Raw genomic sequence first — 14,601 nt, forward strand, 5'->3', positions numbered from 1 at the left:
GGTTATTGAATCTCTCACGCTTTCCGGATTGCAACCAGCTGCCTTTATTTCGGGACTGGAAGCCAGATCACGTCTTTTCAATCAGATAAGCCGCTTTGCAGGGCAGATGGTCGAAATTTGATCTGCTCCACACAACATTTCTTTTCGATAGCTTATATTTTTGTTCGAAAATGAGTGAGTCAACGGCATCGGCAAAAATCTGAGGGGAAGAGTGGGATGAGTGGTGAATATGACGTAAACCTGCGCTACGGCGTGGATACCACAATGAATCTGGCTGGCAAAGTGGCCGTCGTGACCGGCGGGCTGGGCGGTATCGCGATGGCGACCAATGGCATGTTGCTGGAGAAGGGAGCGAGTCTGGCACTACTCTATCCGCCGTTTGAAGCAGAGAAGGTGGCCAGCCTGAGGGCAGATTTCCCCGTCGAGCGGGTGCAGTTTGTCTGCTGTGACGTTACCGATCCCGCGTCGGTTGAACAGGCTTTTGACGATGTGGTTTCCCACTATGGCCGGATCGATATCCTGGTGAACTGCGCAGGCTACGTGATGCTGCAGCCGGTGATCGAGACCGATTTTGCCGAGTGGCAGAAGCAGATTGCGGTGAATCTCACCGGGCCTTTTCTCTGCTCACAGGCCGCCGCACGGCTGATGATCCGTGCCGGTGCGGGCGGCAAAATTATTAATATCGCCTCCCAGGCGGCATCCATCGCTATCGACAACCATGTCGCCTACACCTCAGCCAAAGCGGGCCTGCTGGGCATGACCAAAGTGATGGCCAAAGAGTTTGCCCCGCATCGCATTAACGTTAACACCCTGTCGCCCACCGTAGTGCTGACGCCGATGGGCGAAAAGGCCTGGCGCGGCGAGAAGGGCGAGCAGATGAAGAAGCTGATTCCGCTCGGACGCTTTGCTTATACCGATGAGATCGCCGCTGCGGTGCTGTTTTTCGCCAGCAACGGCAGCGACATGATCACCGGCGCCGATTTGATGATCGATGGGGGCTTTACCATCTGGTAAGGCCAATCCAGCACCCGGGAATTCATACCCTGCCATAACGATAAGAGAGAACATCATGAAAAACCGTACTTTGCTGTGCACTGCCGTGGCTGCCTGTCTGGTTTCGCAGGCGGCGTTTGCCGCCGAAAAGGGCACCATTATGATTCTGGTTAACTCACTCGATAATCCCTACTACGCCTCCGAAGCCAAAGGCGCCAATCTCAAAGCACAGGAGCTGGGTTACAAAACAACGGTGCTGTCGCACGGCGAAGATGTGAAAAAGCAGAGCGAACTGATCGACGCCGCTATCGGTAAAAAAGTGCAGGGTATCGTGCTGGATAACGCCGACTCCACCGCCAGCGTGGCGGCGATTAAAAAAGCCAAAGATGCCGGGATCCCGGTGGTGCTGATCAACCGCGAAATCCCGGTGGATGACGTGGCGCTGGCGCAGATCACCCACAACAACTTCCAGGCGGGTTCAGACGTTGCCAACGTCTTTGTTGAAAAGATGGGCGAAAAGGGCAAATACGCCGAACTCGCCTGTAACCTGGCGGATAACAACTGCGTGACACGCTCGAAATCGTTCCATCAGGTGCTGGATCAGTATCCTGATATGCAGAGCGTGGCGCGTCAGGATGCCAAAGGCACGCTGATCGACGGCAAGCGCATTATGGACAGCATCCTGCAGGCGCATCCGGATGTGAAAGGGGTGATCTGCGGTAACGGCCCGGTGGCGCTGGGTGCCATTGCCGCGCTGAAGGCGGCCGGTCGCAACGATGTCATCGTGGTGGGGATTGATGGCAGCAACGACGAACGCGATGCGGTGAAGGCGGGCACGCTGAAAGCCACGGTCATGTTGCAGGCGCAGGCGATTGCCGCTGAAGGGGTGACCGATCTCCATAACTTCATTCAGAAGGGCGTGAAGCCGGAAAAACAGCGGGTGATGTTCCGCGGCATTCTGATTACCCCGGAAAACGCTAAAGGTGTACAGGACTTTAACTACAAGTCGTAATTAAACGCTGTCGCGCCTGCGAAAGCGGGCGCCAGGGAGAAGATGATGTCCCGAAGAGTCTGGCTGACGCTGGTGGTCTTGCTGTTAAGCGGCTGCAAAATTGTGTCGCAGCAGGAGCTGGCTGCCCTGAAAAATCCCCCCAATCCGAAAATGGCGAACATCGACCAGCTCTGGCAGCAGAAACTGGTGCCGCAGGTTCAGGCAGAGGCTAAACCGATGGCGACGCTGATGAAGTCATTGCAGTCTGCCAAAGACTTTGACAGTGCCTGTCAGAGCTACGGTTATCGCAGTCAGGCTGAGAATCCCTGTGTCTTCAGCGTCTCGGTTAGCGGCGAGGTGACCGCCGTAAATACCACGTCACGCAGCGGAAAGATGACCGTGAAAGATGAATCAGGTGACAGTGTCACAATTCAGGTGGGGCCAATCATTCGTGGCACCGCTTTGCGGGATGTCTACAAAGGCGTGAGCTATCAGGACTTCAATGACCAGGTGCTGTTTGGTGATTACGGCAAGGCGATTAACCAGCACGCCTCCACTCTGATGCAGCAGTTTGCGCCGAAGGTGGGCGATAAAGTGAGGGTTTCCGGCGTGTTCAGCAGCTGGGACATTCCGCAGCAGCTGCCGGATATCACTCCGGCTGCGATCACCCGGCAATAAGGAGCGGCAGATGCAAAATCCTCAACCGCAACAGTCCGGCGACGTGATTATCGAAACGCGCAACGTGTCGCGTCTTTATCCCGGCGTGACCGCGCTCGATCAGGTCAGTTATCGGGTCTACCGCAATAAAGTTAACGTGCTGATCGGTGAGAACGGCGCCGGTAAGTCCACCATGATGAAGATGCTGGCGGGTGTAGAGACGCCGTCGTCGGGCGAGATTCTGCTGGATGGCAAGGTGGTGTCGCTGAACTCCACGCATCAGGCAGAGAAGCAGGGGATCAGCATCATTTTTCAGGAGCTGAATCTGTTTCCCAACATGAACGTGATGGACAACATCTTTATCGCCAATGAGTATTTCCAGCGCGGGGTGATCAATGAAAAGTATCAGTACGCGCTGGCAAAGTCGCTGCTGGAGCGGCTGCAGCTGGATGTCGATCCTTACGCGCCGCTGGGTGAGCTGGGTATTGGCCATCAGCAGCTGGTGGAGATCGCCCGGGCGCTGTCGAAGGATACCCGGGTGCTGATCATGGATGAACCGACCAGCGCCCTGAGCCAGTCTGAAGTGAAAGTGCTGTTTAACGTCATCGATCAGCTTAAGCGGCGCGGTGTCACCATTATCTACATCTCTCACCGGCTGGAAGAGCTGATGGAGATTGGCGATCACATCACCATTTTCCGCGATGGCCGTTTTATTAGTGAGCGCGAGGTACGGGACGCCAGCGTGCCGTGGATTATCGCCCAGATGGTGGGTGACAAGAAAAAGCAGTTCGACTATCAGCCTGCGCCACAGGGGGAAACGGTGCTGGAGGTAGAGGGCCTGACTGCGCTGCATCAGAACGGCGGTTACAAGCTGAATGAGGTCAGTTTTACGCTGCGCAAAGGCGAGGTGATCGGCATTTATGGTCTGCTGGGTGCCGGACGCACCGAGCTGTTCAAGGGGCTGATTGGCCTGATGCCCTGTCAGTCGGGCCGGGTACGTTTAGCGGGCAGGGATCTGGCGAAACGCAGCTTCCAGCAGCGGCTGAAAAGTGGCATAGCGCTGGTGCCCGAAGATCGCAAAGGCGAAGGGGTGATTGAACTGATGTCGGTCACCGCCAACATGACGCTCTCTGACTTCAGCCTGCGCGGTTTTCGACGTGCGCTGGGGCTGTTAAATCCTGCCAGGGAGCAGCAGCGGGTCAGTGAGATGATCGGCCATCTGGCGATTAAAGTCAGCGATCCCGACCTGCCGGTTACGGCGCTGAGCGGCGGTAATCAGCAGAAGGTGGTGCTGGGTAAAGCGCTGATGACCGGGCCGCAGGTGGTGCTGCTGGATGAGCCAACGCGCGGTATCGACGTGGGTGCCAAAACCGACGTCTATCACCTGATTGGCAGTCTGGCACAGCAGGGGCTGGCAGTGATGTTCTCCTCGTCTGAACTGGATGAGGTGATGGCGCTGGCGGACCGCATTTTAGTGATGGCCGATGGCCGGATTACTGCCGATCTGCCGCGCGCAGAGGCGACGCGAGAACATCTGATTGCGGCATCAACCCCGCAGGATTAAGAGCCTGACCCATCAGGCTATTTTATTTGTCCGTCTGAACCTGGGCAGTGGTCACACAGGCTGCTTTAGCAACCTGAACGCCCGTCAGGGCGGCCCTGAAGGGGCGAGCACAGCGAGTAATCCTCACGTACTGCGTGTACGTGCCGGTTGTTCCGCGCTGTCCGTGTCCAGACTGCCTGAAACCATTACGCTGGCGGGCCAGACTCTAAGCTGGCCGGAGAATTTCATGAACCAAAAATATCTGCTCTATATGTACCTGCTCAAGGCCCGCACCTTTATTGCGTTGCTGATTGTGGTCGGCTTTTTCAGCGTGATGGTGCCGAACTTTCTCACCCCCTCTAACTTGCTGATCATGACGCAGCACGTGGCGATTACCGGCCTGCTGGCCATTGGTATGACGCTGGTGATCCTGACCGGCGGTATCGATCTCTCGGTGGGTGCGGTCGCCGGGATCTGCGGCATGGTGGCGGGCGCACTGCTCACCAATGGTATCCCGTTGTGGGGCGGCAATACGCTGTTTCTCAACGTGCCTGAAGTGATTCTGGTGGTGGCCATCTTTGGCGTGCTGGTGGGGCTGATTAACGGCACGGTGATCACCCGACTGGGCGTCGCACCCTTTATCTGCACCCTGGGCATGATGTATGTGGCGCGCGGTGCGGCGTTGCTGTTCAACGACGGCGGCACCTACGCCAACCTGGTGGGAGTGCCCGCGCTGGGCAACACCGGCTTTTCGCTGCTCGGCTCCGGCACCGTACTGGGCGTTTATCTGCCAATCTGGCTGATGCTCGGCTTTTTACTGCTCGGCCTCTACCTGACGCGCAAAACCCCGCTGGGTCGTTATATCTATGCCATTGGCGGCAATGAGTCCGCCGCGCGACTGGCGGGCGTACCGATTATCAAGGTGAAAGTCTTTGTCTACGCCTTTTCCGGCCTCTGCGCGGGGCTTGTCGGGCTGGTGGTGGCCTCTCAGTTGCAGACTGCGCACCCGATGACCGGCAACATGTTTGAGATGGATGCCATTGGTGCCACCGTGCTGGGCGGCACGGCGCTGGCGGGTGGACGTGGCCGGGTTTCCGGCTCGATTATTGGCGCTTTCGTTATCGTCTTCCTGGCGGATGGCATGGTGATGATGGGCGTCAGCGATTTCTGGCAGATGGTGATCAAAGGTCTGGTGATTGTGACTGCGGTAGTCATCGACCAGTTCCAGCAACGTCTGCAAAGCAAAGTGGTGCTGCTGCGTCGCCATGAAAAAAAGCAGCAGGCAGCCCCCCTTACTGATGTTCGTCACAGTTAACAGGAGCGATTATGAGCCGCGAACAACGTGGAAAAACAGTGGTGATAACCGGTGCCTGTCGTGGCATCGGGGCCGGGATCGCGGCGCGTTTCGCCCGCGACGGGGCCAGGCTGGTGATGGTGTCGAATGCTGACCGGGTGTTCGCTACAGCCGACCAGCTTCAGCAGCAGTATGGCAGTGAGATTCTGGCGCTGCAGGTCGATATCACGGATGAAGCTGCGGTGCAGCAGCTCTATCAGCAGGCCTTTGAACGCTTTGGTCAGATCGACGTCTCGATACAGAATGCGGGCGTGATCACCATTGATCGCTTCGACACCATGCCGAAAAGCGACTTTGAGCGGATTCTGGCGGTTAACACCACCGGCGTCTGGCTTTGCTGCCGTGAAGCGGCGAAATATATGGTGCAGCAGCGCAGTGGCAGCCTGATCAACACCTCATCGGGGCAGGGACGACAGGGCTTTATTTACACGCCGCACTACGCCGCCAGCAAAATGGGGGTGATAGGCATTACCCAGAGTCTGGCGCTGGAGCTGGCGCCGTGGAACATTACGGTCAACGCTTTTTGTCCCGGCATCATTGAGAGTGAGATGTGGGACTACAACGATCGCGTCTGGGGCGAGATCCTCAGCAGCGAGGAGAAAACCTACGGTAAAGGGGAGCTGATGGCGGAGTGGGTGCAAAACATTCCGCTGAAGCGCGCCGGTCAGCCGGAAGATGTCGCCGGACTGGTGGCGTTTCTGGCATCAGAGGATGCGCGCTACATCACCGGGCAGACCATCAATGTGGATGGCGGTTTAATCTTCTCCTGATGCAGTGAGAGATCGCAGGCCTGCTGTAAACGCAGGCCTTTTTCTGACCCGGACTTTTCTGTTATATGCACAATTCGCCGCTGCTGTCCTGCATCGCCGTCACAATATGTTAAGGTAATAGCTGATGATTTTTGTTTAATTGCAGCTACGAACTAATCAATGTGCCGGGTGACATGATACGGAAAACAGGGGTTCTCTCTTTGATTGCGCTGTCTCTGACTGCCACGCAGAGCGCCCGCGCCTTCCAGACTGAAACAGCGGTGTCAGAGACGCCATTCGACAATCCTGCGCGCTACAGTCAGTCGCTGCCGACGCTCGGCGGTGCCAGCGATCAGGATGAAGAGTGGAGCAAAAAGCTGGCGGCCGTGGCCAAAAGTATCGGTGAAGCGAGTAACAACAGCGACAGCAATGTCACGTTTGGTCAGCAGGCGGGTGTCTGGGCGTTCAATCATCTGCGCGATGAAGTGGCCGATCGGGTTGAGAGCGAAGGGCAGTCACTGCTTTCCCCTTACGGCACCGCGCAGCTGGATCTGAAAGTCGACATGAACGGAAACTTTACCGGCACCGGCGGCGATCTCTTCAGCGCACTGGCCGACGAAAACAGCCGACTCACCTTCAGCCAGCTTGGTCTGCACGATACCGGCGATGGCCTGGTTGGCAATGCAGGACTGGGGCAACGCTGGGATGCCGGTGACTGGCTGCTGGGTTACAACGGCTTTGTTGACCGCGTGTTCAGCAGCGGCCTGCAACGCGCCTCTGTGGGCACGGAAGCGTGGAGCGATTCAATGCGCTTCTCGGCCAACTACTATCAGCCGCTTTCCGGCTGGAAAAATCTGGGCGATTCGCAGCAGCAGCGCATGGCGCGCGGCTACGATATTACCAGCCAGAGCTATCTGCCCTTTTATCGTCAGCTGGGCGTTTCGGTGAGCTATCAGCAATATCTGGGTGAGAATGTCGATCTGTTTAACAGCGGCAACCGCTATCACAATCCCTCCGCCATGTCGTTTGGCCTCTCTTACACTCCCGTGCCGCTGGTGACGCTGTCCGCTACCCATAAAACCAGCAGCGCCGGTGAGAGTCAGGATCAGCTGGGGCTGAAACTCAACTATCGCTTTGGCGTGGCGCTGCGACGTCAGCTCGATGCCGGAAACGTCGCGGAGGCGCACTCCCTGCGCGGCAGCCGTTACGATACCGTCACCCGCAGTGATACGCCGGTGCTCGCTTTCCGTCAGCGCAAAACGCTGTCCGTGTTTCTGGCAACCCCGCCCTGGCAGTTAAGCAGTGGCGAGAGTCTGCCACTGAAGCTGCAGGTGCGCGCCAGCAATGCTATCAAGGCGGTAAGCTGGCAGGGCGATACGCAGGCGCTGAGCCTGACACCTCCGGCCAATAACGCCGATCCGCAGGGCTGGAGTGTGATCTTACCGCAGTGGGATCCATCGCCAGACGCCAGCAACGAATATCGCCTGTCGGTAACACTGGAGGATAGCAAGCAGCAGCGTGTGACCTCTAACTGGATCACCCTTAAAATTCAGCCACCGATGACCGTGGACGAGGCCCCGCAGAACGATCGTTATGATTTGATGGCACCCGGTGGCACCACACTTTAGTTGGGATGCTTTACTGCACAGAAAGGATAGGGGGGAGTTAATAGCGGCGGTGGTGTGCAGACGCTGTTGTTAACGTCTGCAGGCCCGACAGCGGTTACTGGCAGAGATATGTTGTCGGGTTGACGAAGGCGCGGGCAGCGCCGCCGTTTAGCGCAGCGGCCCGGTTATCAGTTAACCATGCTCATCACAATACGCACCGCTCTGGCGTAGACCTCTCGCTGACCGTTTACCGACCGTGCCTGCTGATGCTGCAGGAATGCAATTATGTCCTGTAAGCCTGCCGTCTTGCCTGACTTCAGCAGGCTCGACACGGCCTGCCCTACAACGGCATGGACGTCAGCCATATCTGCCGGTTTATCGGTACTCAATAGAAACTCCAGCGCAACCGTTCTGTTGAATAGCACCTGAAGAGGCAACACTCAGGCGATTCAGCTTTATCAGCCTGGTCACAGGTTTTTTATAAGCCGGCATCATGGCAGGGCCTTAAGCAGCTTTTCACGCAGCGTTGCCACCTGGGTTGTCAGCTCACCAAGTTCACTACAGGCGGTATCCATCACCGAGATCATATCAGCCGGGACGCCAGCCGCCGCGACTTTAAGCTGGTGGCCCTGTTCTGTCAGGGAGATCAGCACCCGGCGCTCATCATTTCCCGTGTCACGCTGGCGGCAGATAATGCCCGCGCTTTCAAGCCGCTTCAGAAGCTGGCTGAGCGTGCCGGAATCAAGCCGGACGCGTGCACCAATATCAGAGACGGTCAGGCGATCTTTCTCCCACAGCACCAGCAGCACCAGATATTGCGGATAGGTCACTCCCAGCGGTTTTAACCGCGACTGATAGAGCTTTGTCATGGCAAGTGAGGCGGAATAGAGCGCAAAGCAGAGAAACTGGTCGATGGTTTCAGGCGCTGCACTGGCGGGAGGCGTATCGGAGATCCCCGCGGGTTCGTCATTCATATCTTTACTCATTCTGAGTCCGGGGTGGGACAGCCAGACCCCAGGCTGTTGGTCAGCCGTGAAGTCTCGCGAATAGTATATCGGGGAGATGTTGATTTCGGCAGCATCTCTTTCTGGTGTAAGACACCAGACTTTTAAGCGCTATCGCAGCGGGAGAAAAAGCCTTTAGCTGCGCCGCCGATTTAAAGTCGGCACAGTATTGAGTCAAATTAAATTGAAGTCAACATAACCGGTCGCAACCCTTGCGCACAACGTGCGCCGGGTGCAACGCAGCTAAGATCGGCAGGACAATTTCAGCATTTAACCCAGGCTGAAGCCGCCCGCCGATACGGCTTATACGGTGAAGGTCTCTACCATGCCGCGCAGGTCGCGCGCCTGGGCCAGCAGTGACTGCGATGCAGAAGAGGACTCTTCCACCAGCGCGGCGTTATTCTGCGTGACGCCATCCATCTGACTCACCGCAATACTGACCTGGGAGATGCCCTGCATCTGTTCACCGGAGGAGAGGGAGAGGTTGTCCATAGCATCGGCCAGTTCACCGACGCGGCTGACAATCTTCAGGATGCGCTCACCCGTTCCGGCCGCTACGGTTACGCCATCCTCGACCTGCGTCACGGCCTGCTCAATCAGCTGCTTAATGTCGCGTGCTGCGGTGGCGCTGCGCTGGGCCAGTGAGCGGACTTCACCCGCGACCACGGCAAATCCGCGGCCCTCTTCACCAGCGCGCGCCGCTTCGACGGCGGCGTTGAGCGCCAGAATATTGGTCTGGAAAGCGATGCCTTCAATCACCGAGGTAATATCGCGTACCCGAACGGCACTCAGCGAAATGTCATGCATGGTTTCTGACAGGCGCTGGACATCTGCTTCGCCCGCCTGGGCCAGGGTGGCGGCCTCGCGCGCTGAACCGGCAGTCTGCTGCGCGCCCGCGGCGTTGCTTTTTACCGTGGCGGTGAGCTGCTCCATGCTGGCGGCCGTTTCCTGCAACGCAGCAGCCTGCTGCTCGGTACGGGATGAAAGCTCGGTATTGCCCTGCGAAATCTCATCGGCCGCCAGCGCCACCGAGGCGGATGCCCCTTTGATCTGCGTAACCAGTTCGCGCAGGTTGGTCTGCATGCCGCTGAGCGACGCAAGCAGGCTGGTGCTGTCGCCACGGCGCAGCGTGACCGGCGAGGTGAGATCACCGGCGGCAATCGCAGCAGCCAGCGTCTGAGCCTGCACCGGTTCGCCGCCCAGCTGGCGCATCAGTATCCGCACAATAAATGCGCAGGTGACGACGGCAGCCAGCACGGAGAGCACTGCCAGGATGATCAGTATCCAGGTGGTGCGGGCGATAGCGATGCCGTTATCCACTACCGCATCCCGGCTGCTGCGCATCTCAAGCTCGGTCAGATCGTTTATCGCCTTCAGCAGGCTCTGCTGAGCCGGACGCGCCACCTTTAACAGATAGTCGGTGACCTCCTGCTGACGATTTTCCATCCCCAGTTTCCCGGCGGTCATCAGCGTGGAGAGGGCGGCCTCTTCAGTGGACTCGATTCTGCTCATCGCCTCCCGTCCTGCCTGTCCGGGGTCGGTCTGCATCATGCCTGAGAGTGCTTCGCGGTTGCTGATATAAAGCGCGCGCTGTTTTTGCAGACGTTCCCATTCTGGCTTCATGGCAACGGGATCGGTCAGCAGAGCAAGGTTACGCACCGCGATTGCCATATCCCGCACGCCACCGCGCATATCCAGCACCGTCTGGTACTTTTTCAAACGGACATTAACCACCTCGTCCATACCATCGCGAGCGCTATCCAGCGCGTGAATCGCGGTGCCGGTACAGATAATAAACAGCAGAATAAGCAAGCCAAAACCTGCGCTAAGGCGCGTTGAAATTTTCATCTCTCGTTCCGAAAGAGTTCATTGGGTAAACCGGTATCGGCAGGCGAGAGAACTTCTGGAGAGTTACGTTTAACTAAATTGTTCGCTATTTAATTTAACGAAATTAAAAATTGCACGTATACCCACCCCGTTATGCCGCAAAAATCGTAATGGGAGTGATAACGAAATTCCGGCCAATATCCTGATAAATCGCTTTTTATCGCCTTGCGAGTGTGCGCCTTTTCGCGCGGTGCAGCCGCGCGATACGCCAGCGTCATAACCCGTCAAAAACACCGGAGTGCACAAATTTAACCGGACGGGCCTGTTAATCTGGCTGCTGCTGCCGATAGAACACTATTCGACATTGATGACGTAACCGACACGCATCGGGCTCCGCAGAACGTCTGCCTCACTGCCGTAAGGCGGGTGAGAACGTGCGAATGCGATGAGTAAAAATAGCGGAGGGGTGATAATTGTCGGCAGCTTAGCAGACATTGTATGAGAAGTACGCCCCGGTTTTTTACTGAAAATTAAAACAAAACTCTGACACTTTCCATCACCGGGAACTAACGCATGCGCCTGAAACTTTTCTGGCTCGCAATGCTGAATATTGCGACCATCATTTTACTCTCCACGCTGTGGGAATTCGGGCTCGAGGCGTGGATCTCCAGCCTGCTGGGCCTGAGCTATGATCCCGATTTTGAAACCAGCGAGCGGCTGCGGTTTATCCTGACCTCCACCTCGTTTGCCGGACTGGCAATGATTATTCCGGCGCTGCTTATCGCGGGTCTGATCCGCAACACGCTGCGTGCGGAAAAAAATGCGCTCAGGCTGGCCGGAACTGATGCGCTGACGGGAGTCATGAACCGCCGATCGTTCACTGCACACATTGCTGCGCTTGATGCCGACGGGACGCCCTACACCCTGACGCTGCTCGACATCAATGACTTTAAGAATATCAATGATCTGAACGGTCATCGTCAGGGCGACGCCACGCTGGTCGCGCTGGCCAATCTGTTGACCACCTCGGCGGGTACCGGGAGTCAGGTGTTTCGCATCGGCGGGGATGAATTTGCCATTGTTGCCCAGGCTTCACAGGCAGATCAGGCGCTGGCCGCCGCCGAAAGCTTCTGCCAGCATGCGGCATCCATCCGGACCGGTCCGCACACCTTCCTGAGCCTTTCAGCAGGCATCGCCAGCTCATTCTGCACGGGTCAGGCCGATGTCGTGCGGGCGGCGGATCTGGCGCTGTACGAGGCGAAGCAGGATAAGTGCGCCTGTCTGGCACGATTCTCCCCGGACATGGAGCTGCGCTTTCGCCAGCGGGAAAGGCTGGAGCAGGAGGTTGTTGCCGCTGTAAGCGGTCACGCCATCGTTCCCTTTCTGCAGCCGCTGGTTTCACTGCGCACCGGTAACATTACCGGCTTTGAGATACTGGCGCGCTGGATCACTGCGTCCGGTCAGACGGTTTCGCCTGCAGAGTTTCTGCCAGTGGTGGAGCGGCTGGGGTTGATGGACAGCATGACCGTGGCGCTGCTGCAGGATGCTGTCAGTGCAACCCGGGCATGGCCAGCCGGGCTCTGCCTGTCGCTGAACATTACCCCGGAGCAGTTGCTGAGACCGTCGCTGACCAGCTGTTTGTCCAGCATTATGCAGCATGCCGGGCCGGTAATGCTGGAACTTGAAATCACCGAACAGAATGTCATGGCCATTTCTGACGATGCCCGCCAGGCGATCCGTCTGCTGAAAGAGGCCGGTATCGGAGTGGTGCTGGATGATTTTGGCACCGGCTACTCCAACCTGTCGGTTTTGCTGGGGCTGGGTATTACCAAAATCAAAATTGACCAGACGTTTATCGCCGGAATCGTGACCGGATCTGAGCAGCGAAAAGTGGTGGAAACGCTGCTGGCACTCTGTCAGGGGCTTAATGTGATCATTACTGCAGAGGGCATTGAGGATGTCGCCACGCTGAGGTGGCTGAGAAAGCGCGGCTGTGATTACGGTCAGGGATATCTCTTCAGCCGTCCGGTTCCTGCCGGGCAGGCCACCACGTTGCTGGCGTCCGCTAACGTGGAGGAATTGATGCAGGAAGAGGCGATGGCCGTTAGCTTAGTCAGGTCGCTGGGCTGAAAGCGCGTAACACTCTCTGTGGTCGTGTTTAAAACAAAAAACGGGCCCGGCGGTCAGAGCCGGGCCCGCTGTCACATCAGAACTGGTAAATCAGACCCAGGGCTGTGATGTCGTCGGTCGCCAGGCGAAGCGGATTGTTATCTTTCAACAGGTTGATGCGGTATTCACCATAGACCGACATGTTCTTGTTGAAGTAGTAAGTGGCACCCACGGCGGTGTATTTAATGATGTCGGCATCGCCGATATTCTCAATTTCCTTGCCTTTGGATGAGACGTAACCCACGGACGGACGGAAGCCGTTCAGGAACTGATACTGCGCCACGGCTTCAAAGTTCTGCGCTTTGTTAGCGAAACCGCCGGTTATCGGCGTGGCGTTCAGCGTTTCACCGTACATGGCAGCCAGATAGACCTGGTTTGCATCATATTTCACCGAGGTCGCCCAGTGCTGGGCTTTTTCGCCTTCTCCGCGTGCGGCAGCGTTCTGCGCCGTGGTGCGATCCAGGCTGGCAAACGCGCCGGCAAAGCTCAGGCCGAAATCGAAGTCATAGGAAGCGGAGAGGGCGAAGCCGTCGCCGTTGGAACGACGCACGCCGTCAATGTTACTGCTGCGATCGTTTTTGCCCTGATACTGCGCGGCAAGGTTTAAGCCGTCGACCAGACCAAAGAAATTGCTGTTACGCCAGGTCAGCACACCGGTTGAGCGGCCAGAGAGAAAGGCGTCGGTATAACCGGAGTCGCCGCCGAAGAACGGCAGCATATCGGTATAACTCAGCACGTCATAGACCAGGCCGTAGTTACGTCCGTAATCCAGCGAACCTGCCTCGCCAAACTTCAGGCCAGCATAGCCCAGACGGGTACGGTTGGTGGCCTGGGCGTCACTGCCCTCGGAGTTATGCAGACTGTACTGATACTGCCAGAAACCGTAGCCGGTAAGCTGGTCAGTAATCTTTGTCTCGCCTTTAAAGCCAAAGCGGGCATAAGAGGAGGTATCACCATCGTTGTTGTTATCGTCAGAAAAGAGGTGTGACACGTTAATCTTGCCGACCAGATCCAGCTTATTGCCATCCTTGTTATAAACTTCTGCGGCCTGCGCGGAGGAGAGACCGATCAGTAACGGCATGACAGCCGCCAGTAAAGTGCGCTTCATCATTTAATTATTACCCTGTATTCATTAATTATTATTCCCCTGATATGGGGTGAAAAGAAAATGACACAAAAAGGTAAAACTACAAAGTGCAATAAAAGTAACAAAATGTGATGTCTATATTCAGCTGATGGATAACAGCGAGGAACAGAAGATTAAATTGTAAAGTAATAAGATTTTCTTCTAATAAGTAATCATGAGTTATCTGATTTTATATCTATATTTATCAATATATTATGTTTGTATGTAGTGGTCTTAAATGGGCTTTTTTTGTACACTTTTAAATCAATATAACCCCTGATTTAATTATGGGTGATTATCCGATAAGAATAGCTTTATAAGGCTTTTATCCTAACCATTAGTCTGCGTATTAATATTTGTTCATCTTTATAGAATATTCTTTCTGGCCCGATAATCACCTCCGGAATAATAGTCAGAGTTGCTGATTAAATATTGATCATCCTGTTTATAAAATAGCCTGAAAAAGATACGCGGATTAATGTGTCTGCAGGGGGAAATGAAAAACTTTTGTTAAATAAAGCCAGGGTGTTCTGACATTTCCGGGCGAGTTCCCCGCGTAATCGCTGCACCATCGCGAGGCA

Annotated in this window: 12 protein-coding genes; 8 read left to right on the forward strand and 4 right to left on the reverse strand. The window is 56.2% G+C overall.

Annotation, left to right across the window (positions count from 1 at the left end):
• The first annotated feature begins 216 nt into the window (after positions 1-216).
• The 7 genes from HFD87_RS03960 to HFD87_RS03990 all read left to right on the forward strand — a co-directional run bounded on the left by HFD87_RS03960 (position 217) and on the right by HFD87_RS03990 (position 7,915).
• Positions 217-1,014, forward strand: coding sequence for a GolD/DthD family dehydrogenase (locus HFD87_RS03960; RefSeq protein ID WP_064691245.1), 798 nt, complete (start codon positions 217-219; stop codon positions 1,012-1,014).
• A 55-nt stretch (positions 1,015-1,069) separates the two neighbouring features.
• Positions 1,070-2,005 (forward strand): D-ribose ABC transporter substrate-binding protein, encoded by a 936-nt coding sequence (locus HFD87_RS03965; protein ID WP_124889915.1) that lies wholly within the window; start codon positions 1,070-1,072, stop codon positions 2,003-2,005.
• 45 nt (positions 2,006-2,050) lie between these two features.
• Positions 2,051-2,662 carry a DUF2291 family protein gene (locus HFD87_RS03970; RefSeq protein ID WP_124890444.1) on the forward strand — a complete coding sequence of 204 codons (612 nt, stop codon included), beginning with the start codon at positions 2,051-2,053 and terminating at the stop codon, positions 2,660-2,662.
• A gap of 10 nt (positions 2,663-2,672) precedes the next feature.
• Positions 2,673-4,205, forward strand: coding sequence for a sugar ABC transporter ATP-binding protein (locus HFD87_RS03975; RefSeq protein ID WP_033779320.1), 1,533 nt, complete (start codon positions 2,673-2,675; stop codon positions 4,203-4,205).
• A 226-nt stretch (positions 4,206-4,431) separates the two neighbouring features.
• Complete coding sequence (locus HFD87_RS03980) at positions 4,432-5,499, forward strand: ABC transporter permease (RefSeq protein ID WP_010245772.1); 1,068 nt, start codon at positions 4,432-4,434, stop codon at positions 5,497-5,499.
• Positions 5,500-5,510: 11 nt separating this feature from the next.
• On the forward strand, positions 5,511-6,308 hold the full coding sequence (locus tag HFD87_RS03985; protein WP_061704029.1) for an SDR family oxidoreductase: 798 nt from the start codon (positions 5,511-5,513) through the stop codon (positions 6,306-6,308).
• A 173-nt stretch (positions 6,309-6,481) separates the two neighbouring features.
• Positions 6,482-7,915 (forward strand): YchO/YchP family invasin, encoded by a 1,434-nt coding sequence (locus HFD87_RS03990; protein ID WP_171820329.1) that lies wholly within the window; start codon positions 6,482-6,484, stop codon positions 7,913-7,915.
• 167 nt (positions 7,916-8,082) lie between these two features.
• On the opposite strand, the gene HFD87_RS03995 is transcribed toward HFD87_RS03990, so the two are convergent.
• From HFD87_RS03995 to HFD87_RS04005, 3 genes are all read right to left on the reverse strand, one after another.
• Positions 8,083-8,283 carry a hypothetical protein gene (locus HFD87_RS03995; protein WP_194709459.1) on the reverse strand — a complete coding sequence of 67 codons (201 nt, stop codon included), beginning with the start codon at positions 8,281-8,283 and terminating at the stop codon, positions 8,083-8,085.
• Between the two features lie 102 nt (positions 8,284-8,385).
• Positions 8,386-8,880 carry a MarR family winged helix-turn-helix transcriptional regulator gene (locus HFD87_RS04000; protein ID WP_082203996.1) on the reverse strand — a complete coding sequence of 165 codons (495 nt, stop codon included), beginning with the start codon at positions 8,878-8,880 and terminating at the stop codon, positions 8,386-8,388.
• Positions 8,881-9,201: 321 nt separating this feature from the next.
• Entirely contained in the window at positions 9,202-10,746 is a 1,545-nt protein-coding gene (locus tag HFD87_RS04005; protein ID WP_010245756.1) for a methyl-accepting chemotaxis protein, read from the reverse strand.
• Between the two features lie 552 nt (positions 10,747-11,298).
• On the opposite strand from HFD87_RS04005, the gene HFD87_RS04010 reads away from it, so the two are divergent.
• Complete coding sequence (locus HFD87_RS04010) at positions 11,299-12,855, forward strand: bifunctional diguanylate cyclase/phosphodiesterase (protein WP_167422976.1); 1,557 nt, start codon at positions 11,299-11,301, stop codon at positions 12,853-12,855.
• 76 nt (positions 12,856-12,931) lie between these two features.
• On the opposite strand, the gene HFD87_RS04015 is transcribed toward HFD87_RS04010, so the two are convergent.
• A complete protein-coding gene (locus HFD87_RS04015) occupies positions 12,932-14,005 on the reverse strand; it encodes a porin (protein ID WP_022625766.1) in 1,074 nt (357 codons plus the stop codon).
• Between the last annotated feature and the right edge of the window lie 596 nt (positions 14,006-14,601).

This window comes from Pantoea sp. EKM21T (assembly GCF_011800405.1).
Taxonomy (GTDB): Bacteria; Pseudomonadota; Gammaproteobacteria; order Enterobacterales; family Enterobacteriaceae; genus Pantoea; species Pantoea agglomerans.